The 22,303-nt window shown below is 70.9% G+C and carries 19 protein-coding genes; 10 read left to right on the top strand and 9 right to left on the bottom strand.

All coding sequences use genetic code 11. From position 1 onward, the window contains the following. Positions 1 to 50: 50 nt before the first annotated feature. The 3 genes from J5V16_RS12260 (at position 51) to J5V16_RS12250 (ending at position 5,599) form a co-directional block, all read left to right on the top strand. A complete protein-coding gene (locus J5V16_RS12260; RefSeq protein ID WP_208496556.1) occupies positions 51 to 686 on the top strand; it encodes a flavin reductase family protein in 636 nt (211 codons plus the stop codon). A gap of 75 nt (positions 687 to 761) precedes the next feature. Then, positions 762 to 2,402 (top strand): FAD-binding dehydrogenase, encoded by a 1,641-nt coding sequence (locus tag J5V16_RS12255; RefSeq protein ID WP_208496555.1) that lies wholly within the window; start codon positions 762 to 764, stop codon positions 2,400 to 2,402. A gap of 533 nt (positions 2,403 to 2,935) precedes the next feature. Continuing rightward, positions 2,936 to 5,599, top strand: coding sequence for a transglycosylase domain-containing protein (locus J5V16_RS12250; RefSeq protein WP_208496554.1), 2,664 nt, complete (start codon positions 2,936 to 2,938; stop codon positions 5,597 to 5,599). A 63-nt stretch (positions 5,600 to 5,662) separates the two neighbouring features. Here the strand turns inward: J5V16_RS12250 and J5V16_RS12245 are convergent, their stop codons facing one another. Next, positions 5,663 to 6,895, bottom strand: coding sequence for an amino acid deaminase/aldolase (locus tag J5V16_RS12245; protein WP_208496553.1), 1,233 nt, complete (start codon positions 6,893 to 6,895; stop codon positions 5,663 to 5,665). Positions 6,896 to 6,973: 78 nt separating this feature from the next. Here J5V16_RS12245 and J5V16_RS12240 point away from each other — a divergent pair, with 78 nt between their 5' ends. Next, positions 6,974 to 8,293, top strand: coding sequence for a D-arabinono-1,4-lactone oxidase (locus J5V16_RS12240; RefSeq protein WP_208496552.1), 1,320 nt, complete (start codon positions 6,974 to 6,976; stop codon positions 8,291 to 8,293). Position 8,294: 1 nt separating this feature from the next. Here the strand turns inward: J5V16_RS12240 and J5V16_RS12235 are convergent, their stop codons facing one another. Together J5V16_RS12235 and J5V16_RS12230 are read right to left on the bottom strand one after the other, a co-directional pair. Further along, positions 8,295 to 8,735 (bottom strand): type II toxin-antitoxin system VapC family toxin, encoded by a 441-nt coding sequence (locus tag J5V16_RS12235; RefSeq protein ID WP_243901069.1) that lies wholly within the window; start codon positions 8,733 to 8,735, stop codon positions 8,295 to 8,297. Then, a complete protein-coding gene (locus J5V16_RS12230) occupies positions 8,732 to 8,983 on the bottom strand; it encodes a ribbon-helix-helix protein, CopG family (RefSeq protein WP_208496550.1) in 252 nt (83 codons plus the stop codon). Before J5V16_RS12230 ends, J5V16_RS12235 begins: the two co-directional genes overlap by 4 nt. A gap of 68 nt (positions 8,984 to 9,051) precedes the next feature. Here J5V16_RS12230 and J5V16_RS12225 point away from each other — a divergent pair, with 68 nt between their 5' ends. The 6 genes from J5V16_RS12225 (at position 9,052) to J5V16_RS12200 (ending at position 17,144) form a co-directional block, all read left to right on the top strand. Continuing rightward, a complete protein-coding gene (locus J5V16_RS12225) occupies positions 9,052 to 9,798 on the top strand; it encodes a pyrimidine reductase family protein (RefSeq protein ID WP_307792941.1) in 747 nt (248 codons plus the stop codon). After that, the gene (locus J5V16_RS12220) at positions 9,791 to 11,518 is read left to right on the top strand and encodes an ATP-binding protein (protein WP_208496549.1); all 1,728 of its coding nucleotides are present in this window, start codon (positions 9,791 to 9,793) and stop codon (positions 11,516 to 11,518) included. Before J5V16_RS12225 ends, J5V16_RS12220 begins: the two co-directional genes overlap by 8 nt. Positions 11,519 to 11,537: 19 nt before the next feature. Continuing rightward, on the top strand, positions 11,538 to 12,692 hold the full coding sequence (locus J5V16_RS12215; protein ID WP_208496548.1) for an exonuclease SbcCD subunit D: 1,155 nt from the start codon (positions 11,538 to 11,540) through the stop codon (positions 12,690 to 12,692). A 1-nt stretch (position 12,693) separates the two neighbouring features. Continuing rightward, positions 12,694 to 15,126 carry an AAA family ATPase gene (locus J5V16_RS12210; protein ID WP_208496547.1) on the top strand — a complete coding sequence of 811 codons (2,433 nt, stop codon included), beginning with the start codon at positions 12,694 to 12,696 and terminating at the stop codon, positions 15,124 to 15,126. Positions 15,127 to 15,377: 251 nt separating this feature from the next. Continuing rightward, on the top strand, positions 15,378 to 16,154 hold the full coding sequence (locus tag J5V16_RS12205) for a carbonic anhydrase (RefSeq protein ID WP_208496546.1): 777 nt from the start codon (positions 15,378 to 15,380) through the stop codon (positions 16,152 to 16,154). 66 nt (positions 16,155 to 16,220) lie between these two features. Beyond that, complete coding sequence (locus tag J5V16_RS12200; RefSeq protein ID WP_208496545.1) at positions 16,221 to 17,144, top strand: hypothetical protein; 924 nt, start codon at positions 16,221 to 16,223, stop codon at positions 17,142 to 17,144. A gap of 96 nt (positions 17,145 to 17,240) precedes the next feature. Here J5V16_RS12200 and J5V16_RS12195 read toward each other — a convergent pair whose 3' ends face one another. From J5V16_RS12195 to J5V16_RS12170, 6 genes are all read right to left on the bottom strand, one after another. Continuing rightward, complete coding sequence (locus J5V16_RS12195; protein ID WP_208496544.1) at positions 17,241 to 17,930, bottom strand: aggregation-promoting factor C-terminal-like domain-containing protein; 690 nt, start codon at positions 17,928 to 17,930, stop codon at positions 17,241 to 17,243. 334 nt (positions 17,931 to 18,264) lie between these two features. Then, positions 18,265 to 19,329, bottom strand: coding sequence for an HAAS signaling domain-containing protein (locus tag J5V16_RS12190; protein ID WP_208496543.1), 1,065 nt, complete (start codon positions 19,327 to 19,329; stop codon positions 18,265 to 18,267). Continuing rightward, positions 19,326 to 19,610: an HAAS signaling domain-containing protein gene (locus J5V16_RS12185; protein ID WP_208496542.1), complete on the bottom strand. Its 285-nt coding sequence runs from the start codon at positions 19,608 to 19,610 to the stop codon at positions 19,326 to 19,328. The genes J5V16_RS12190 and J5V16_RS12185 overlap by 4 nt, the downstream gene beginning before the upstream one ends. After that, on the bottom strand, positions 19,607 to 19,942 hold the full coding sequence (locus J5V16_RS12180) for a PadR family transcriptional regulator (RefSeq protein ID WP_208496541.1): 336 nt from the start codon (positions 19,940 to 19,942) through the stop codon (positions 19,607 to 19,609). The genes J5V16_RS12185 and J5V16_RS12180 overlap by 4 nt, the downstream gene beginning before the upstream one ends. Positions 19,943 to 20,048: 106 nt before the next feature. Then, positions 20,049 to 21,515: a glutamate--tRNA ligase gene (gene gltX, locus J5V16_RS12175; RefSeq protein ID WP_208496540.1), complete on the bottom strand. Its 1,467-nt coding sequence runs from the start codon at positions 21,513 to 21,515 to the stop codon at positions 20,049 to 20,051. Beyond that, positions 21,508 to 22,290, bottom strand: coding sequence for a fumarylacetoacetate hydrolase family protein (locus tag J5V16_RS12170; RefSeq protein WP_208496539.1), 783 nt, complete (start codon positions 22,288 to 22,290; stop codon positions 21,508 to 21,510). Before J5V16_RS12170 ends, gltX begins: the two co-directional genes overlap by 8 nt. Positions 22,291 to 22,303 lie beyond the last annotated feature (13 nt).

Below are 22,303 nucleotides of genomic sequence, written 5' to 3'. Positions count from 1 at the left end.
ATGTGGTGCGCGGGTTGGATTGAGATTCGAGCGAACGGCTGGAGGCTTTGATGCATGTGATCGTGGATTTGAAGGTGTTGTACTTCGGGACTCCGGTGGTGCTGTTGGGCACTTGTAATGAGGATGGGTCGGGGAATGTGGCGCCGATGTCCTCGGCGTGGTGGTTGGGGCAGTCGGCGATGCTGGGGATGGGGAACCGGTCGAAGACGATGGGGAATCTGGTGCGGGAGCGGGAGTGCGTGCTGAACCTGGCGTCGTCGGATATGGCGGGGGCGGTGGATCGGTTGGCGCCGTTGACGGGGGCGGATCCGGTTCCGGAGCGGAAGGTCGCCAAGGGGTACCGGTTCGAGAAGGACAAGTTCGGGGCGGCGGGGTTGACGGCGCAGGCGTCGGAGGTGGTGCGGGCGCCTAGGGTCGCGGAGTGTCCGATCCAGTTGGAGTGCGTGGTGGAGCAGGTGCACCCGTTCGGGGAGGGGGCCAGCGCGGTCGAGGTGCGGGTCGTGCGGGCGCATGTCGAGGAGCGGCTGGTGATCCCGGGGACGGATCATGTGGATCCGGTCGGGTGGGATCCGCTGATCATGAAGTTCTGCGAGTTCTTCGGCGGCGCGACGAACGTGCACGCCTCGGCGCTGGCGAGTGCGTGGAAGATGCCGCATCAGGGGGTGCGGCTGGCGGCGGCTGGTTGACGGTTACGGGCCGTCCTGGCATATTGGCGCTACGCGCCGGTAGGCGTTGTATCTGCTGCTGGGGAGGCGCGGGCGATGGACAGTGACGTCATCGTTGTCGGGGCGGGGCTGGCCGGGTTGGCCGCCGCGTCGGAGTTGGTCCGGCTCGGGAAGACCGTGACCGTGATCGACCAGGAGGGCGAGCAGTCCCTTGGGGGGCAGGCGTTCTGGTCGTTCGGGGGATTGTTCCTGGTGGATTCCCCCGAGCAGCGGCGGATGGGGATCAAGGATTCGCACGAGCTGGCGTGGCAGGACTGGCTGGGGACGGCGCAGTTCGATCGGCCGGAGGACGAGTGGCCGCGGCGGTGGGCCGAGGCGTATGTGGACTTCGCGGCCGGTGAGAAGCGGGCGTGGTTGCACTCCTTGGGGGTGCGGTTCTTCCCGGTGGTCGGGTGGGCCGAGCGCGGGGGCTATACGGCGCAGGGGCACGGGAACTCGGTGCCGCGCTTCCACATCACGTGGGGAACGGGGCCGGGGGTGGTGGCGCCGTTCGCGGAGCGGGTGCGGCAGGCGGAGCGGGACGGCAAGGTGCAGTTCAAGTTCCGGCACCGGGTCGATGGCTTGACGGTCACTGACGGGGCGGTCACGGGCGTCTCGGGGACGCTGCTGTCGCCGGACGAGTCGGCGCGCGGGGCGGCGACGACGCGGGAGGCGTTGGGCGAGTTCGAGATCAGTGCGGAGGCGGTGGTCGTGACGTCGGGCGGGATCGGGGGGAATTTCGATCTGGTGCGCAAGCACTGGCCCGCGCGGATGGGGCCGGCGCCGAAGCGGCTGATCTCGGGGGTGCCGGCGCATGTGGACGGCCGGATGCTGGGGATCGCGGAGGCGGCCGGGGCGAATCTGATCAACCGGGACCGGATGTGGCATTACACCGAGGGCATCGAGAACTGGGACCCGATCTGGCCGCACCACGGGATCAGGATCTTGCCGGGTCCGTCGTCGCTGTGGCTGGACGCGACGGGGAAGCGGCTTCCGGCGCCGCTGTTCCCGGGGTTCGACACGCTGGGAACGTTGGAGCACATCATGACGACGGGCCACGAGTACACGTGGTTCGTGCTCACGCAGAAGATCCTGGAGAAGGAGTTCGCGCTCTCGGGTTCCGAGCAGAACCCGGACCTGACGGGCAAGGACGTAAAGCTGCTGCTCAAGCGGGTGCTGCCGGGCGCGCCGGGGCCGGTGGAGGCGTTCAAGAAGCACGGGGCGGACTTCGCGGTGGCGCCGACGCTGCCGGAGCTGGTCGCGAAGATGAACGGGATCACGGGCGAGGGCCTGCTGGAGTACGAGACGGTGCGGGCGGCGGTCGAGGCGCGGGACGCCGAGATGGACAACAAGTTCACGAAGGACCTGCAGGTGACGGCGTTGCGCGGGGCGAGGAACTACCGGGGCGACAAGCTCATCCGGGTGGCGACGCCGCATCGGCTGCTGGATCCGAAGGCGGGGCCGCTGATCGGGGTGCGGCTGCATGTGCTGACGCGGAAGACGTTGGGCGGCTTGCAGACCGACCTGGACGGCCGGGTGCTGCGGGCCGACGGCTCGCCGCTGCCGGGGCTGTTCGCGGCGGGTGAGGCGGCCGGGTTCGGGGGCGGCGGGATGCACGGGTACCGGTCGCTGGAGGGCACGTTCCTCGGCGGGTGCCTGTTCTCGGGGAGGCAGGCCGCGCGCGGCGTCGCCGCGTGAGGTTCTCTGGGTGAGCGGAGTCACCGCCCGATGTGGGCGCGAGGGGCGCGGCTGCGTGAGCAGGCGCGGCCCGCTCCGCGTCCCGTGACGGTGACGGTGTGTGCCGTTTCGTCACGTGCGTACCGGTTGCGGTGTGGCAGTGGAGGTCTAAGGTGGTCGATAAGCGGCCTCCCTCACCCGCGGAACCGAGCACTCCTCGCCTACCGGGCGTGGTCCGCTAGCATCCAAGGTTCGGCGGGCGCCGGCCTGAATGCTCCTCTGCAGCGCTCGTCGAAGCCGGTCGCAGGCCGACGCCGCGCCTCGGCACCTGACAAACTCGTGGATGGTTGAGCATGAGCGACTTTCAGCACCCTGCCCCGCGCCACCAGGCCGGTCCCCCCTCGGGCCCGCCTTACGGCCCGCCCGCGGGTCCGCCGACCGGTCCGCCCGCGAGCCCGCCGATGCGGCCGCCGATGGGACCCCCAGCCGGGGCGTCGCCCGCAGGTCCGCCTCCGGGGAGGGTGCCGGCGGGTCCGCCCGCGGGAGGTCCGCCGGTGGGACCGCCTTCGGTGGCCGGCGGCGGCAACGTAGGCCGCGCGTCCGTGGTCGGCGCCGCCAAGCCCAAGCCCGTCCCGGGCGCGGCCAAGCAGGGTCGCAAGAAGAAGCGCATGTCCGTGCGCCGCCGCCGCGTGTACGCGGCCCTCATCATGACCTGCCTCATGCTCCTCGGCGCGGTCACCGTGGCCGGATCGTGGTTCTTCCAGAGCGTCCCGCCGCCCAAGGACCTGGTGTTCGGCGAGTCCACGACCTTCAAGCTGAAGGGCAGCGAGACCGCGCTCGCCGGATACGGCGAGTACACCCGCAAGCTCGTCGACACCTACGACCAACTCCCCGACGAGGTGATCTGGTCGCTGCTCGCCCTGGAGGACAAGGACTACTTCGAGCACGAGGGCGTCGACTACAAGGGCACCATGCGCGCCCTGGTCAACAACCTCAAGGGCGGGGACACGCAGGGCGCCTCGACCATCAGCCAGCAGTACGCGGGCATGGTCACCGAGATCCGCGGCGACATCTCGTACGGCCGCAAGGCCCGCGAGGCCGTCATGGCGATGAAGCTGGAGCAGGACACCTCGAAGGAGGACATCCTCCTCCACTACCTCAACCTCAACTTCTACGGCCGCGGTTCCTACGGCATCGAGGCCGCCGCCGAGGTGTGGTTCGGCAAGAAGCTCGAAGACCTCACCTGGGGCGAGGGCATGATGCTGGTCATGCAGGTCAAGGCCGGTGACGGCTCGTTCGACCCGCGCATCGCCGGGGAGGAGAGCACCGCCCCGCTCGACCGGTGGACGTACGGGATGAACACGCTGCTCACCATGGGCGACAAGCTGAAGGACGACGAGCAGATGGCCGAGATCCAGGCGCAGCTCGACGCCGGGATGCCCGAGACGCTCAAGGAGCTCGAGAACCCCGGCACCTGGGGCCACGACACCCCCACCGGCTTCATCACCAACCCGACCGACGGCTACGTCTGGGCCGAGCTGGAGAGCCGTTACGGGCTCACCAAGGACGACTTCTACGGCAAGAAGGCGGACACCGGCGGCTACACCGTCGAGCTCACCCTCGACCCCGAGGTCCAGGCCGCCGCCCAGACGACCGCCGGGCGCGGCGACCTCGTGCGGGTGAAGAACGAGGCGGGCGAATTCGTCGACGACGACAACCAAGTGGTCGACAACGCGGCCGCCGCCGCGGAGTACGTCAACGAGGACGGCTACTTCGAGTTCGAGAACGACAACGACAAGGCCGCGCTCGCCGACTACAACCTGTCGATGGCCAGCGCCGTCGTCGCGGTCGAGCCGGGCACCGGCCGGGTGCTGGGCTACTACGGCGGCCAGAACGGCCTCGGCATCGACAAGGCCGGCCTCGAGAACCCGCACCCGCCGTCGTCGACGTTCAAGATGATCACGGCGGCGACCGCGATCAACAACGGCGCGTCGATCGACTCGTGGTGGAACGGCGAATCGCCGCGCGAGTTCGAGTCCCTCGCCGACTTCGAGGACCCGACGATCTCGAACTCCGGCTCGGACACGGGCGGCGCCGACCACATGACGCTCACCGACGCGGTGCGCAAGTCCAAGAACACCCCGATGTACGCGATCGCCGAGAAGTGGGGGGCGACCGCGATCGTGAAGACCGCGGTGGACATGGGCGTGCGGCAGCTGACCCAGACCGAGGACGGCAAAGAGGTCACCTACCGGTTCTACCGGGCCGACGACGGCACCGTCACCTACTCGCGCCACGGCATCATCGAGAACGAGGACGGCTCGTTCGTGACCGACGACAACGGCAACATCGACATCGACGCGTCGCTGGACGGGTACGAGGACGACGGCAAGACGCCGAAGAAGACCGAGCTGGACGTGAACTCGAAGAACGACCCGTTCTACTACCACGTCAGCTTCGGGCAGTACCCGACCTCGGTGGCGTTCATGGCGAACGTGTACGCGACGATCGCGGCCGACGGCATGTACAACGAGATGCACTACGTGGAGGCCGTGTACGACCGCGACGGCAACAAGATGCCGGAGGAGCGGCCGCTGGAGTCGTACGCCGCCCTCGACTCGAGCATCGCCCGGAACCTCCAGTTCGTCGGTTCGACCATCACCGGTGAAGGCGAGCAGATCGACGGCGGCCGCCCGCTCACCGGCAAGACCGGTACGTGGCAGGCGGGCGACCAGTACGAGGACGGCGCCAACGCGCACACCTGGTATGTGGGCGCCATTCCGCAGCTGAGCATCGCGGCCTGGGTGGGCAACGCGACCGCCGAGTCGGCGCCGCTGCTGAACACCGAGGGCACCATTGAGGACACCTTCGGTTCGAAGCTGAGCTACCCGGTGTGGATCCAGTTCATGAACGACGCGATCGAGTCCGAGGGGTACGAAACGAAGGCCTGGAGCGACGCCTCGCATGTGGGCAGCGAGATGGTGGACGACATCCTCAACGAGAACGGCAAGATCGACGCGAGCAGCGCGTACTGCGTCGCGAAGCCGGGCGACCCCAAGTGCGAGCAGGCGGCGCCGCCTGCGGGTGAGACCTGCGACCCGATCTCCGAGTTCATGGGGCTCTGCGAGCCCGGCGCCGGTGGTGGCGGCGGAGGCGGTGGCGGCGGCGGCGGTGGCGGCGGTGGCGGCGGTGGCGGCGGTGGCCGCAACGACGACTGATCGCTGACGAAAGGGCCGGCCCGGCGGGAATTCCGCCGGGCCGGCCCTTTCGCGTTGCGGCGCTTAGGCGAAGGCGTGGCCTTCGCCGCGGTAGGTGGGGACCTCGTCGACGAGTTCGCCACCCCGCACCAGGTGGATCGTGTTGACGCGTTCGGCGAGCTCGCCGGCTTTGGCGTGGCGCATCCAGACGCGGTCGCCGATGGCGAGGGCGTCGGCGGCGCGGCCCTTGAGCGGGGTCTGGACCTCGCCGGCGCCTTCGGTCTTGGAGAAGCGCATCCCGGCGGGGAACGTCGGCTTGGGGAGCCGGTCGGGGCCGGGCGCGCCCGAGGCGACCCAGCCGCCGCCGAGCGCGGTGACGATGCCCGGGCGCGGGCGCCGGACCACCGGGAGGGCGAAGAACGCGGCCGGGATCGGGCGGATCGAGCGGTAGCCGTCGAAGAGCGCGGGCGAGTACAGGCCGGACCCGGCGGCGATCTCGGTGACCGAGGGGTCGGCGGCGGTCGAGACGACCGAGCCGGTGCCGCCGCCGTTGACGAACTCGAGGTCGGTGACGCGGCGGACCGCGGCGACGGCCTCGGCGCGGCGCTCGGCGAGTTCGGCCCGCGAGACGCGCTGCATGAGCCGCACCAGCGGGTAGCGGAGGGCGGCGGCGGAGAAGGCGTCCTGGACGCCGGCGATCTGGCCTTCGTAGCCCATGATGCCGACCAGGTCGACGCCCGGGCGCTTGTCGATCTCGTGGGCCATGTCGAGGGCGTGCTCGGGGGTGCGCACCGGGGAGCGGTGGGCGCCGATGTGGACGCGGCCGCCGAGCAGTTCGAGCGAGACGTCGAGTTCGAGGCACAGCCGCAGGGGTCGGGACGGGTTCGGCTCGACGTGGCGGCGCAGGAAGTCGAGGTGCTCGACCGAGTCGACCATGAGCGTGATGCGGGAGGCGAGCTCGTCGGAGGCGGCGAGAACGCGCAGCGCGTCGGTGTCGGCGGTCGGATAGGCGACCACGATGTCGTCGAATTCCTCTGCGAGCCAGAGCGCTTCGGGGAGTGTGAAGCCGAGGACGCCCTTGAAGCCGGGCTGGGCGAGCGCGCGGCGCATGAGGGCGCGGCAGCGCAGCGACTTGCTGGCGAGTCGCAGGGGCTTGCCGATGGCGTTGCGGCGCAGGATGGCCGCGTTGGTGTCGAAGGCGCCGAGGTCCACGACCGCGAACGGCGCCTGGAGTCCCGCGGTGGCGCGGCCCAGTTCGGCGAACCGGTGTTCGAGCGCGGCGGGGACATCGACCCCGGTAACTCGCTGGTAGCCCATCCGACTTCCCTTCGGCAGCTCAATTGGGGTTAGATGAAAGCTACCGTGAAGTTCGCCTCACATTCAACCGTCGTAGCTATGGGAGCTGCCGTGGGAACCTCGATCTGGCAGAACTGGTCGGGCACCGAGAACGCCGACCCCGCCCGCACCGTCAGGCCCGCGCGCACGGAGGAGCTGGCCGCCGCGGTCACTGCGGCCGCGGCGGACGGGCTGCGCGTCAAGGCCGTGGGGGCCGGGCATTCGTTCAGCGGGATCGCGGTCGCCGACGGCGTGCAGGTCGACATGAGCGGTCTCGACCAGGTCGTGGCCGTCGAGCAGCGGACCGGGCTGGTCACTGTGGAGGCCGGGATGCCGCTGTGGCGGCTGAACGAGATCCTGGACGCGCACGGGCTCGCGCTGGAGAACATGGGCGACATCGACCGGCAGACGATCTCGGGGGCGATCTCGACCGGGACGCACGGCACCGGGGACCGGTACCGGGGGTTCGCGTGGCAGGTCAAGGGGCTCAAGCTGGTCCTCGCCGACGGCTCGACCGTGCAGTGCACGGAGTTCGAGCGGCCGGAGCTGTTCGCCGCGGCGCGGCTCGGCCTCGGGGCGGTCGGGGTGATCGCGGAGGTGACGCTGCAGTGCGTGCCGGCGTTCCGCCTCAAGGCGGACGAGCGGCCCGAGCGGCTGGACGCCGTGCTCGACAACCTCGACGAGCTCGTGTCCGAGAACGACCATTTCGAGTTCTACTGGTTCCCGCACACCGACCGCACGTTGACGAAGCGGAACAACCGGTACGCGATGTCCGAGCCGAGCCGGGCTCCCAGCCGCCTCCAGTACTGGTGGAACGAGGCCTTCACCGAGAACACGCTCTTCGAGGCCAGCAACCGGGTCGGGGTGCGGTTCCCCGGGATGGTCCCGGGCCTCAACCGCCTCGCGGGGAGGGTGTGGAGCGCCCGCGAGTACACGGACGTGTCGCACCGGGTCTTCGCCTCGCCGCGCTCGGTCGTGTTCCGCGAGATGGAGTACGCGCTGCCGCGCGAGGCGCTGCCCGGGGTCCTGCGGGAGCTGCACGCGATGGTCGACCGGGAACGCCACCTCGTGTCGTTCCCCGTCGAGGTCCGGTTCGCCGCCGCCGACGACATCTGGCTCTCGACCGCGCAGGGCCGCCGCACCGCCTACGTGGCGGTGCACCAGTACCACAGGCACGACCACGAGGCCTACTTCAAGTCCTGCGCCGCGATCTTCGACGCCGCCGAGGGGCGGCCCCACTGGGGCAAGATGCACTCGCTCGACGCCGAGCGCCTGGGCGAGCTGTACGAGCACTTCGACGACTTCCTCGCGGTGCGCAAGGAGGTCGACCCTGACCGCCGCTTCTCGAACCCGTACTTGGAACGCGTCCTCGGCGACTGAGCTAATCGCTCCAGTCGAACGGGAGGATCTCGAAGGCGTCGAACCCGGCGGTGATCGGTTTGATGGCCCGGAAGTCGCGCTGGTCCAGGGTGAAGATGCGGTTGGTCTCGTATCGGTCGGCAAGCGCGACACCGACAGTATCGGCCAAGTCGAGTTTCAAGCCCCGATAGTCAAGGCGGAGCCGGTTGGCAGTCGCGAAGTCCTCGTAGCGGATCGTGGCGAGCTGGTACCGACCGCGATCGAACCGGACCAGCAGCGACTCGGCGACTTGAACGGCGAAGTCGAAGCCGCCTTCGCGGCGGGCAAGATGATCGAGCTCGGTCATGACGAGCGGTGAGACGAGCAGCGACTCGGTCTCCATGATCCGTTCGGCCGCTTCGTGGAACGGCTGGCTCTCATCGAAGGCGGCGAGCACAGCGGAGGTGTCGGCGACGATGATCATCGCTTCTGTGCGCGCCGTTTCATGCTCTGGTAGATCGCTTCGTCCATCTCTTCGACGGTGAGCGGTCGCCCGCTGCGAAACTTCGGCAGCGGGGGCAGCGGGGGCTCGCTTTCACCGGTGCGGAGCAGTCCTTCGTCAATGAAGCGCCGGATGAGCTCGGCCTTCGAAGCGCCGAGTTTCCGAGCGGCGGCTTCGAGCCGCATGTCGGCGGCTTCCTCTATGTAGACGGTGCTCTTCTTGCGACTCATGCCACCGATGGTACCACCCATGAGCTTCCAGCCGCGGCGTTGTCGGGGCCGTGGGCTAGGTTGTGGCCGTGGCAGAGGTGGTCTACCGAAAACTCGATGAACTGACCGACGACGAGGTGTACGCGGCGTACGCGCCGCCCGCCCCCGACTGGCTCAGGGTCAACTTCGTCTCCAGCGCCGACGGCGCGGCGACCCTGGAGGGGCTGTCCGGTCCCCTTTCGGGTGAAGAGGACAAGCGCGTGTTCAAAGTCCTGCGGGCGCGCTGCGACGTGCTCCTGGCCGGATCGGGGACCGTGAAGGCCGAAGGGTACGGGCCGCTGGTCCTCTCCCCCGAGCGGATGGCCTGGCGAAAGGCGCAGGGCCTGCCGGAGGTGCCGGTCATGGCGGTCGTCTCGCGCAGCCTCGCGGGGCTCGACCCCGCGATGGGGATCTTCACGCTCGCGCCGAGGCGCCCGATCGTCGTCGTCCCCGCCGACCTCCCCGAGGCGACCGTCGGGCCGTTCCGCGAGGTCGCCGACGTGATCGCCGCCGGGACCGGCGCGGTCGACTTCCCCGCGGCGCTCGCGGCGCTGCGCGAGCTCGGGCTGCGCCAGATCCTGTGCGAGGGCGGGCCGCGCGTCTTCGGCGAGCTCATCGCCGACGACCTCGTCGACGAGCTCGACCTGACCGTCTCGCCGCTCCTGGTCGGCGCCGGTCCCGTGCGGGTCGCCGAAGGGCCGGCCGCAAAGGACGCGCGGCCCCTGGAGCTGCGACACGTCCTCGAAGCCGGGGGCAACCTCATCCTGCGGTATCTGCGAGGATCGACCGATGAGTGAATCGGTGGGCCGCGTGCTCGGCACGGAGGACGCGACACCCCTGTCGTTCTGGGTCGGGGTCGGGCCCGAGGCGTACGCGCAGCTCGACGACGTGCTCACGACCGAGCGCCAGGTGCCCGGGGTCGGCACGGTCCGCATCTCCGGCGTCGTCACCTCGGTGCGCTCGCGCCACGAAGGGGCGCAGTTCGACTCGGACGTGTTCGACATCGCCGGAGGCCTGCTCCCCGCGCAGGTGCAGGAGGCCGCCGAGGTCACCGTGACCCGCGTCGAGCCCGAGGTGTTCGTCCCGCCGCGCCCCGGCGCCGAGGTGCAGCGCGCCGCCGGCGAGGACCGCGACCGCGCGCTGTACTTCGACGGCATGGCCCGCCAAGTGCCCCTGGGGTTCTCGCGCGACGGCCAGCCGGTGTTCCTCAACCCGGACTTCCTCGACGGCACCCGGGGCGCGCACGTCTCGATCTCCGGCATCTCCGGCGTCGCCACGAAGACCTCGTTCGCGACCTGGATGCTCTACTCGCTCCTGCACTCCGGCGCGCTCGGCGCCGAGGCCGCGAACACCAAGGCGCTCATCTTCAACGTCAAGGGCGAGGACCTGCTGCTCCTCGACCACGACAACACCAAGATCGACGAGACCGTGCGCGACTCCTACCGCCGCCTCGGCATGGAGCCCGGCGCGTTCAAGTCCGTGGAGGTGCTCGCGCCGCCGCGCGAGGGCGACTCCAACGGCGTCCCCGACGTGGCCTGCCGGTCCACCGGCGTGGACGCGTTCTACTGGACGCTCGCCGAGTTCTGCCAGCTGGGCCTGCTGCCGTTCGTGTTCGCCGACGGCGACGACGACCGTCAGCAGTACACGATGGTCGTCCACCAGGTCGCCGCCCGGCTCCGCAAAGAGGCCCGCCCCAAGGACAACGGCGCGATCAGCGTCGACGGGCAGCTGCTCACCAGCTACCGCGACCTCGTCGAGCTCGTCTGCGAGCGCCTCTCCGACGACGAGACCCGCACCGAATGGGCCGGGTCCGCGATCGGCCTGGGCACGGTGAACGCGTTCATCCGCCGCCTCATCGCCTCCGGGCGCGACATCGGGCGGCTCATCCGCGGCGACCTGCCGCCCAAGGGCGCGGTGCTCACCTCGGACGCGCAGGTCACCGTCGTCGACCTGCACAACCTGCCCGACCGGGCGCAGCGCTTCGTCGTCGGCGTCGTGCTCCGCACCGAGTTCGAGCGCAAGGAGAAGGCCGGCACCGCGCGCCCGCTCCAGTTCGTCGTCCTCGACGAGCTCAACAAGTACGCGCCGCGCGAGGGCACCAGCCCCATCAAGGACATCCTGCTCGACATCGCCGAACGCGGACGCTCCCTCGGGGTCATCCTCATCGGCGCCCAGCAGACCGCGTCCGAAGTGGAGCGGCGCATCGCCTCGAACTCCGCGATCCGGGTCGTGGGCCGCCTCGACGCCGCCGAGGCCACCCGCCCCGAGTACGGGTTCCTCACGCAGGCCCAGCGCATGCGGGTGCTCATGGCCAAACCCGGCACCATGTTCGTGGCCCAGCCCGAGCTCCCGGTGCCGCTCGTGGTCAACTTCCCGTTCCCCGCGTGGGCCACCCGCCCCGCCGAAGCCGGGTCCGCCCCGGCCGCCACGGCCCGCTCGGGCCGGGCGATGTCCCCCACCGCCAAGGTCGACCCGTTCGACCTCGCCGGGGACGACGAAGACGACATCCCGTTCTAGGCGATCAGAGGAGCACGCCGTGCGGATTCTCCACACGTCCGACTGGCACGTCGGCGTCACCATGAAGGGCCGCTCGCGCCTCGACGAGCAGCGCGCCGTCTTCAAGCAGATGGTCGACATCGCCCGCGACGAGGCGGTCGACCTCGTGATCGTCGCCGGGGACCTCTTCGACACCGCCTCGCCCTCGGCCGAGTCGCAGCGGCTGCTGTTCTCGGCGCTGTCCGCGCTCCGCGGCACCGGTGCCGAGGTCGTGGTGATCGCCGGGAACCACGACAACGGCAAAGCCCTTGAGGCGCTTCGCCACTGGGCCCACGCCGCAGGCATCCACCTGCGCGGCTCGCTCGGCAAGGCCGCCGACCACCTCGTCACCGGGGAGACCGAGGGCGGCGAGCGCTGGCGCTGCGCGGCCCTGCCGTTCATCGCGCAGCGGCACGCCGTGCGCGCCGCCGAGCTGTTCGAGCTCGGAGCGGCCGGGGCCGAGGCGAACTACGCCGACCACCTGCGCCGCCTCGTCGCCGCGCTCACGCAGGACTTCACCGCCGACACCGTGAACCTCTTCACCGGGCACCTCACCGTGGTGGGCGGCAAGGTGGGCGGCGGCGAGCGCGAGGTCCACACCGTCGCCGACTACGCCGTCCCCGCCGCGATCTTCCCGCCCACCACTTCCTATGTGGCCCTGGGGCACCTGCACAAGGCGCAGTCGATCGTCGGCCCCTGCCCGATCCGCTACTCCGGCGGGCCGCTCGCGGTCGACTTCGGCGAGGAGGACCACACGCCGAGCGTCGCCATCGTGGACGTCGCCCCCGGCGTGCCCGCCCGCGCCCGCACGGTCCCGCTCACCGCGGCCGTGCCGCTCCAGACCGTGCGCGGCACCCTCGAGCAGCTCGCGAAGGCCAAGGTGGACGAGCGGGCGTGGTTGCGGGTGTTCGTCACCGAGCCCGCCCGGGCCGGGCTTCGCGGCGAGGTCGCCGACCTCTTCCCGCGCGCCGTCCAGATCCACATCGACCCGGTCATGCGCGCCTCGGACGTCAAACCGCGCGAGCGACGCTCCGGCCGCAGCCCCGGCGACCTGTTCGCCGCGTACCTCACCGAGCACCAGCACGACGATCCGGCCGTCACCAAGCTCTTCGCCCAGCTCTACGAAGACACCCAGACCGTCGCCGAGGAGGCCTGAGATGCGGCCCATCCGACTGGACCTCCAGGGATTCGGCTCCTATACCGGGTCCGAGACCTTCGACTTCACCGACGCGGAGTTCTTCGCGCTCACCGGTCCCACCGGCGCGGGCAAGTCGACCGTGCTCGACGCGATCTGCTTCGCGCTCTACGGCCGCACGCCGCGCTGGCCCAAGTCGGCGACGCAGAACTCCCTCGCGCCGTCTTCAGTGGAGGGACGGGTGCGCCTGGTGTTCGGCGCGGCGGGCCAGCACTACGTGGCCACGCGCATCCTGCGGCGCGACCGCAACGGCAAGGTCAAGACCACGACGGCCGCGATCGAGCAGCTCCCCGAGGGCGTGGACCCGGCCGTGGACACCGAGCTCGTCGAGGGGCTCGGGAAGGCCTTGGGCGGCAGCCCGAACGAGGTCAACAACGCCGCCGAGCGGATCATCGGCCTGCCGTTCGAGCAGTTCACCAAGTGCGTGCTGCTCCCCCAGGGCGAGTTCGCGGAGTTCCTGCGCGCCTCCTCGGCCGACCGCCGGAACATCCTCGAGAACCTGCTGGGCCACAGCGTGTACCGCAGCATCCAGCAGCGCGCCCGCACCCGGTTCGTCGACGCCGACGCGAAGCGGCAGGCGTACGAGACGCAGCTGGCCGGGATCGCGCCGGTAGCGGAGGAGCAGATCCGGCTCACAGCCGAACGCGTGGAACTGCTGGAGAAGCTGTCAGAACCGGTGCGGGACAAGTCGAGCGCGCTCGACGGGCTCGCCGCGGCGGTCGAGGCCGCCCGCCGCAGGCTCGCCGACGCGGAGGCCAACCTCGCCTCCCTCACGTACATCAAGCAGCCGTCCGGGGTGGCGGACATCGCCGCGCAGGTCGCCGCCGCATCGGCCGCCGTGGCCGAGAAGGCGGCCGAGGTCGAGGCGACCGAGACCGAGGACGAGCGGCTGCGGTCCGAGCTGGACGGGCTCGACCTGGGCCTGCTCGAGCGCCAGCTCAAGGCGTGGGCCGAACTCGCCGAGACCGAGTCGAAGCTCAAGACCGGCCTCGAGCTGACCGAGGAGCTGCGCGACCAGTTCGCCGAGGCGAAGGAGCTGGAGGAGGCCGCCTCCGAGGAGGTCGAGATCCAGCACGCCGTGCTCCACAAGGTGCGCATGGCCGAACTCGCCGGAACCCTCAGGGCGGGGCTGGAAGTGGGCGACGAGTGCCCGGTCTGCGACCGTCCCGTCGACGAGGTGCCCGAGCACGACCTCTCGGAGTCCATGCAGCAGGCCGAGGAGGCCTCCCGGACGGCCACGGTCGAGTTCCGGGACGCGCAGGCCGCCGTGGTGGCGCTGCAGACGAAGCTGGAGAACTACGAGGAGCGGCTGACCGAGCTGCAGCTGGCCGAGCGGCGGCTGAAGAAGAAGCTCGAGAACGTGCCCGAGCCGGCGGCGCTGCAGCAGCGGCGGGCCGACTCCGAGGAGGCCCGGCAGCAGCTCGCGGGCACCGGGGCCGCGCTCAAGGCCGCGCGGCGGGCGCTGCGCGAGGCCGAGAAGCGCAAGGCGGCCGCCGACGAGCGGCAGCAGCGGGCCTGGAAGGAGTTCCAGCACGCCCGCGACCAGGTGGCCGTGCTCGGTCCGCCCGCGGCCGGGGACGACCTGGCCGGGAGCTGGGACCAGCTCGTCGCGTGGGCCGCCGCGTCCCTCGAACGGGCCGCGGCCGAGCGCGAGGCCGCCCGCACCGAGCTCGCCGGGCTCGACGGCCGCGCCGAGACCCTCCGCACCGAGCTGCGGTTCGCCTTGGGCGAGTTCAACGTCGACGTGCCGCGCAACGGCACCGGCGGCGACTACGTGGCCCGGCACGCGACCGCCGTGGAGGCGGCGCGCGCCGAAGCGGTGAGCCTCGCGGAGGCGCGGAAGCGGCGCATCGAACTCGACGCCGAGATGCGGCGCTTCGCCGGGGAGGCCCTGGTGGCCAAGGAGCTCGCGCGCCACCTCGACGCCCGCAAGTTCATGGAGTGGCTGCTGAGCGAAGCGCTCGACGAGCTCGTCGAGGGCGCCACCGTCATGCTCAACCGCATCACCGGCGGCCAGTACGACCTGGTCTACCGCGAGCAGGACTTCTGGGTCGTGGACCACCACGACGCGGACATGCCGCGCCCGGCGCGCAGCCTCTCGGGCGGCGAGACGTTCGCGGCCTCGCTGTCGCTGGCGCTCGCGCTGAGCGACCAGCTGGCGAGCCTGTCGCGGCACGGCGCGAGCCTGGAGTCGATCATCCTCGACGAGGGATTCGGGACACTCGACCCCGAAACGCTCGATGCGGTCGCGAGCACCCTCGAAGCGCTCACGCTTTCGGCCGGCCGCACCGTCGGACTCGTGACGCATGTGACCGAACTCGCAGAACGGGTGCCCGTGCGGTTCCGCGTCACCAAGGACGCCAAAGGGTCCCATGTGGAGAAGACCTGGTCTTAGCGCAGGTCAGCGCCTCTTGACGAATTTTTGACGGCCCCGTGGGGCTTCCGCGCGCCTTGAATCTGGCCGTCGCTCCGCGGCGGGAGTAGGTTCACTTCGTTGGCTTCGTAACGCCGCAACGGCACGCACACCGTTCGCGTTCCGTTCGCGTGCTCGCTCTCCGATCCGCGCGCAATGTCCGGATATGCCACAGGCCACATGAGCTTGATTCACCTGCACACGAACTTGAAGATTCAAGTACTTATGCAGATATGAGCACATTGCACATCCGCGGCGATCGCCGCACCCTCATCACCGGCGTCGGCACCCTCGGGCTCGGCGCGCTCCTCGTCCCGGCCCTCTCCGCCTGCGGCGGCGACGACGGCGGCATCGGCGGCGCGGACGCCGCCGCCCAGACCCCCGACGTCCCCGACCTCCACGGCCTCGAGACCGCCGAGGACATCTGGGACGCCCTCCTCGACGGCAACCAGCGCTGGGCCGACGGCAAGCCCGTCCACCCCCACACCGACGCCGAATGGCGCACCTCCCTCGCCGAAGGCCAGGAACCCGTCGCCGCCGTCTTCAGCTGCGTCGACTCCCGCGTCGGCCCCGAACTGGTCTTCGACACCGGCGTGGGCGACCTCATGGTCACCCGCACCGCCGGGAACGTCTTCGACCCGCTCGTCTCGGAGTCCGTCTCCTACGGCCCGGCCGCCCTCGAAGCGTCGCTCCTGGTCGTCCTGGGCCACCAGAAGTGCGGCGCCGTCACCGCCGCCCACGAGGCCCTGCTCGCCGCCGAAGAGGGCACCGAGCTGGAGGAGCACGACTACGCGCTCCCGGAGACCGTCGAGGCCCTCCGCCCGGCCTACGAGGCCGCCAAGGGGGAGTCCGGCGACCCGGTCGACGCCATGATCAAGGCGAACGTCCTGCTGACGATCCAGGCGCTCAAGGAGCACCCGAACCTCGCCGAGCTCGTCGCCGACGGCGAGCTCACCGTGGTCGGCGGCGTCTACTCGCTCGAGACGGGCCTCATCACCGAGATCTCCTAGCGTCCGCGCAGGCGTCGACGGAGAGCAGTACGCTGGGCCGCAATCGTTCCCGAAAGCAGGTGCGCCTTGCAGATCACCGTCGACGCCTGGGACCCGTCCTTCGCGGACAACCCCGAATCGCCCTCGCGCGCGAACCAGGCGATCGTGAACGCCGGCATCGAACTCGAGCCCGCCGACTGGCGGCCCGTCGACGCCCCGGCCTCCGGGCCGCGCCGCGTCGTCGTCGTCGACGGGGTGCGCCGCATCGACGCGCGCGTCGAACTGATCGAGGACGGGGAGCGCTGGCCGGGAGTGTGCGTCTCCTGGGCGGCCGGAGCGGTCGCGTGCGACCTCGACGGGCACGCCTCCCCCGAGGCCTCGGTCGTCGAGGTCGCGGTCGAGCGCGGGCTGTTCGCGGCCGTCGACCCCGGCGCGGACTTCGGCCGCTACCCGTTCCGCAAGGCGGAGTCGGCCGACGCCGGCGAGCTCATCGCCACCGCCCAGGCCGCGATGGCCGAACTGGAGGCCAAGGTCTCCTCGCTGGTGACGATGGACGCCGAGCTGTCCGTCCTCGACGGCCCCCTGCGCGGGCGCACCCGCCTGCCGCATTCGGTGGGGTACATCAAGAGCCACCACCGCTCCTATCTCCAAGGGGAGCTGAACGCGGTCGTGGAGCGGCTGCGGCCGGGCCAGCGCACCCCGGTCTTCCACCTCATGTCGGGCTGGCCCCGGTACACCTGGTACCTGCGGCTGCCCGGCACGTCCTCGCGCGGCTGGGCGGGCGTCGCGCGGCTCGAAGCGGCGGACGACCTGAGCGAGGAGGCGGCGATCGCGCTCGCGGACGCCACGGCGGCGGCGCTGCCGCCCCTGGGGTCGGCGGCGCATAAGGACGCGCGGGCGCCGCAGAACCTGACGCCGATCGCGGGGCTGGAGCGGCGCCTGAAGCGGATGCTCGGCGACCCGCGGCTGTTGCTGCGGTCGGTGCGGGCGGCGTCCATGGAGACGAACTGAGCCCTGGAACGTGCGAGAGGCCCCGGCGCGATGGCGCCGGGGCCTCTCTTGGGTCAGCGAACTCCGGGTCCGCTTTTCGTTGAGCTTAGGGGCGGTCTAGTACCAGCCGTTGGACTCGCTGTGCGACCACGCGCCGCACGGGCTGCCGTAGCGGCCTTCGATGTAGTCGAGGCCCCAGGCGATCTGGGTGGCCGGGTTGGTCTCCCAGTCGTCGCCGTTGGCGGCCATCTTGTCGCCGGGGAGGGACTGCGGGATGCCGTACGCGCCGGAGCTGGAGTTGTAGGCGCTCTCGTCCCAGCCGGACTCCTTGTCCCACAGGCTGATGAGGCAGCCGACCTCGTCCATGTCCCAGCCGGCCTCGAGGGTCATGGTGCACCCGATGGCCTGGTTGCCGGAGTACTCGGAGCAGTCGGCGGCGATGTCGACGCTGGGACCGGAGGACGAGGACTCGGTGCTCTCCTCGGCCGCGGGCTCCGGTTCGGGCTCGGGGACCTCGGCGGCCTCGGTCTTCTCGACCGGCTCGGCGGGGGCGGCCTCCTGGACGGGCAGGATGCTCTGCATCGGGGCGACCTCGTCCCACTGGCGGTCGGCGCTGCCGGCGTCGGCGACGATCTCGGCGGCGAGCAGCTCCTCGGCGGTCGGGTCGTCGGTGCCGATGATGGCGGCGCTCGCGCTGCTGGCGGTGCCGACGGCGACGAGCACGGCGGCTGCGGAGACGAGGACGCGCTTGCGGGCGGGGTGCCGCTGGGGGTCCTCGGCGCGGTGCTTCGCGCGGGAAGGCTTCATGCGGGTAAACATCGGGGCAACCCTAGGGGCCCCGACACGGCGGGCCGTACCGCTCGGTAATCATGCCAATACGGCACATCTCCACATGCGAGCGAAACTATCGGGTGCCCGTCTCGCCCGATAGTGCCGCTATCGCGCTTTCTGCCCCAGCCCTCCTGGGACCCGGCCGCCCGGCCTCCTCCGAACGGCCCATTGACACCCGAACACCCCGGCAGACCTTCTTCCACGGAGGTCCATAGAGATCAATGTCATAGTGGACCGAGCGTTTGACCGGCTTGCCCGGAAAGACCGGAAACCGGTCCCGACGCGAGGCGGGACCGGTGCTCCTGTCGCGCTACTTCGTGGGCGACTCGCCCGGGGTCGGGGTCGCCGACTCGGCCGCTTCGGTCGCGGGCTCCTCGGTCGGGCTCTCGCCGTCCGGAGCGGTGGCGGTCGGCCCATCGGTGGGGTCGGCCTCGGCCGTCTCGGCAGGCATGGTCGGCTCGCCCTCGGGGTCGCACAGCGGGTACTGGTAGCCCAGGTTCTCGTCCGCGCTCTGGACGGCCTCCTCGTACTCGTCGCCGTACGGCGACTCGGTCGCGAACGGGTCGCGGGCGGCGGTCGGGCAGGAGTACGGGTCGCCGAGCCAGAGCGGGTTGCCGTTCTCGTCGAAGAGGTACACGTCCGTGAGCAGGTTGCCGTGCTCGTCGTAGACGCGCACGTCCTGGACGCTCGGCGTGTCGTCGTAGTAGGTCGTGGTCTCGACGTACTCGACCGGGACGGAGAAGCCCAGCCACATGAACTGGTAGCCGGTGAACGCGACGAGCGCGAGCCCGCCCGCCGCGACCCAGCGGCGGCGCCGGGCGCCCCATTCGGCGGACTTGGCGCCGAAGCGCATCGAGGCCCAGACGCAGGCCAGGAGGGCGCCGGCGATGAGCAGGAGGCCGGGGATCGAGCCGAAGATCGAGTACCCGGTTACGCCGTACTGGGCGGCGGAGAGCCAGTAGACGAACAGTGCCGCGACGAGCGCGCCGCGCAGGACCCACCAGCCGGGGCGGAGCCGGTCGCGCAGTTCGGCGGCGTCGGTGAAGCCGGAGCTCACGGCGTACCGGTCGGCGGCGCCCTTGAGGCGGGCGAGGGCCGGGGCGGCGGCGTCGGCGAGGCGGCGGCGCATCCGGGCGCCGACGGGCTCCTTGTCGACCTCGGCGGTGTCGCGCAGTTCGCGGGCGTAGGCCTCGGGGCTGCCGAGGAGGTCGCGGAGCGCGTTGCCGGGCGGGAGGTCGGCGGCGACCTCGGTCAGGTGGGCGTCGAGTTCGGACATGAGGTCCTGCCTGATGTGCGTGGGCAGGTCGTTCAGGTGGCGTTCGACCGCGGCCAGGTAGGACGCGATCTCGGTGGACCGGTCGGGTGGGGTGGTCATAGGGCTGCCCTTCTTGGAACCGCGGTGGTCATGGCGAAGTCGTCGTAGTCGTCCTGGTACGGCGCCAGGGACGGGTGGTAGCCGAGGGCTTGGGAGGCGCACTGCTCGGGGCTGCCGAGGCGGTGCTCCAGGGTCTCGCCGGGGCGCAGGTCGGCGGCCGTGTCGGCGAGGTGGGCGCGCAGGCCGGCGGCGATGTCGCGGCGGATCTCGTCGAGGAGCGCGGCGAGGTGGCGCTCGACCGCGTCCCGGTAGGCGGCGGTCGCGGCGGGGGTGTCGGTCATGGTCGGCCTTTCGCGGGCACGTCGAACAGCACTCGCATCTTGTCGCTCACGTCCTCCCAGGCCTCGCGGGCCTGGCGGAGGTACTTCCGGCCGGGTTCGGTGAGCGAGTAGTACTTGCGGTGCGGCCCCGATTCGCTGGGCTGCACGTAGGTGGACAGGTAGCCGGCGCGGTAGAGACGCCGGAGCGTGCCGTAGACGGAGGCGTCGCCGAGGTCGTCGAAGCCCCCGGCGCGCAGCCGGTTGAGGATCTCGTACCCGTAGCCGTCCTGGCGCTCGAGGACGCGCAGGACGATGATGTCGAGCAGCCCCTTGAGCAGTTGCGATCTGTCCACGCAATCCACAGTACCATGCAATGCACAGTAGTAGAGGCGTGCAACCGCTCGCGGCCCCGCCGCCTCCGTTCACACGGAGGCGGCGGGACCGCTGCGCTTGCGCTGCTTAGAGGGTCGCGCGGGCCGCGCGCAGGCGCGCGAGGCTCACGTCCTTCCCGAGGAGCTCCATGGACTCGTACAGCGGCGGCGACACGGTCTTGCCGCTGATCGCCACCCGCACCGGGCCGAAGGCCTTGCGGGGCTTGAGGCCCAGGCCGTCGACGAGGGCGGCCTTGAGGGCCTCCTCGATCGCCGCGGTCGTCCACTCGATGCCCTCGACGGCCGCGATGGAGGCGTCGAGCACCTGCGCCGCGTCGTCCTTGAAGGTCTTCTTCGCGCTGTCCTCGTCCAGCTCGACCTCGGTGCCGCAGAACAGGAACCGCAGCATCTCCACGGCCTGCGAGAGGGTCGTGCACCGCTCCTGCACCAGCGGCACGGCCACGTCGAGGACGTGCGACTGCGCCGCGGTGACCTCCGCGCCGAGCAGCCCCGCGTCCTGCAGGCGCGGCACGAGCATCCCGATGAGCTCGCCGGTGTCGACCGCCCGGAAGTGGTCCGAGCAGATCGCGTCGAACTTCTTCTCGTCGAACCTCGCCGGGTTCGACTTCACGTCGTGCAGGTCGAAGGCCTCCAGGAACTCCGCGACCGTGAACACGTCGCGGTCGCCCGAGATCGACCACCCGAGGGTCGCCACGTAGTTGAGCACGCCCTCGGGGAGGTACCCGGCCTCCTTGTACTGCAGGAGGTTCGAGCGCGGGTCGCGCTTCGACATCTTCTTGCCGCGCTCGTCCACGATGAGCGGCAGGTGCGCGTACTCGGGCTCGGCGTCGGCGATGCCCAGCTCGACCAGCGCGCGCCACATGACGATCTGGCGCGGCGTCGAGGGCATCAGGTCCTCGCCGCGGGTGACCATGTTGACCTTCATGATCGCGTCGTCCACCGGGTTGGTGAGCGTGTACAGCGGCGAGCCGTCGCCGCGCGCGATCACGTAGTCCGGCACGGTCCCGGCCGGGGTGGTCACCTCGCCGCGCACGGCGTCGCGGAAGGTGATGTCCTCATCGGGCATCCGCATCCGGTAGACCGGGTTGCGGCCCTCGGCGCGGAAGGCCGCCTTCTGCTCCTCGGTGAGGTCGCGGTCGAAGTTGTCGTAGCCGAGCTTCGGGTCGCGCCCGGCGGCGCGGTGGCGGGCCTCGACCTCCTCGTTGGTCGAGAACGCCTCGTAGGCGTAGCCGCCGTCGAGGAGCCGCTTGATCACGTCGGCGTAGACGTCGAGCCGCTGCGACTGGCGGTAGGGCGCGTACGGGCCGCCGATGTCGGGCCCCTCGTCCCAGGTCATGCCCAGCCACGACAGGGCCTCGAGCAGCTGGTTGTAGGACTCCTCGGTGTCGCGCGCCGCGTCGGTGTCCTCGATGCGGAAGACGAACTCGCCGCCCTTGGCCCGGGCGTACCCCCACGAGAACAGGCAGGTGCGCACCAGGCCCACGTGCGGGGTCCCGGTCGGGCTGGGGCAGAAGCGGGTGCGGACATTACTCACTGGGAACCACCTTGTTGGACAGCGTGCCGATGCCGGCGACGGAAACGGAGACGGTCTCGCCGGCCTGGAGCGGGCCCACTCCGGCGGGGGTGCCGGTGAGCACCACGTCCCCCGGCAGCAGGGTCATCACCTGCGACGCGTAGGCGACGATCGCGGCGGCGTCGAAGACCATGTCCTTGGTCGAGCCGAGCTGGCGCACTTCACCGTCGACCTCGCAGCGGATCTCCGCGTCGGCCATGTCGACCTCGGGCGAGGTCTCGATCCACGGCCCGATCGGGCAGAACGAGTCGAAGCCCTTCGCGCGCGTGAACTGCACGTCCTGGCGCTGGATGTCGCGGGCGGTCACGTCGTTGGCGCACGTGTACCCGAAGATCGCGCTCTTCGCGGCCTCCCGGTCGAGGCCGCGGGCCCCGTGCAGGCCGATCACGACCGCGAGCTCGGCCTCGTGCTCGACCTGGTCGGACACGGCCGGGAGCCGGATGGCCTCGCTCGGGCCGATCACCGAGGTCGAGGGCTTGAGGAAGAGCAGGGGCTCCTTCGGGACCTCGTTGCCGAGCTCGGCCGCGTGGTCGGCGTAGTTGCGCCCGACGCACACCACTTTGGACGGCAGGATCGGGGCGAGCAGCCGCACGTCCTCGAGCGCCCAGCGCTGGCCGGTGAGCTTGATCTGCGCGAACGGGTGGCCCTCGATCTCGGCGGCGGTGGCGCCGGGGCCCTCGCCTTCGAGGACGGCGAAGGACATGCCGGTGGGTTGAGCGATCCGCGCGATCCGCACAGTCGGCCCCTCT

The organism is Glycomyces niveus (assembly GCF_017592475.1).
In the GTDB taxonomy this organism is placed as follows: Bacteria; Actinomycetota; Actinomycetes; order Mycobacteriales; family Micromonosporaceae; genus Glycomyces; species Glycomyces niveus.
The sequence above is the reverse complement of the archived record's forward strand: the minus strand, read 5'-3'. Positions and strand labels throughout refer to the sequence as shown.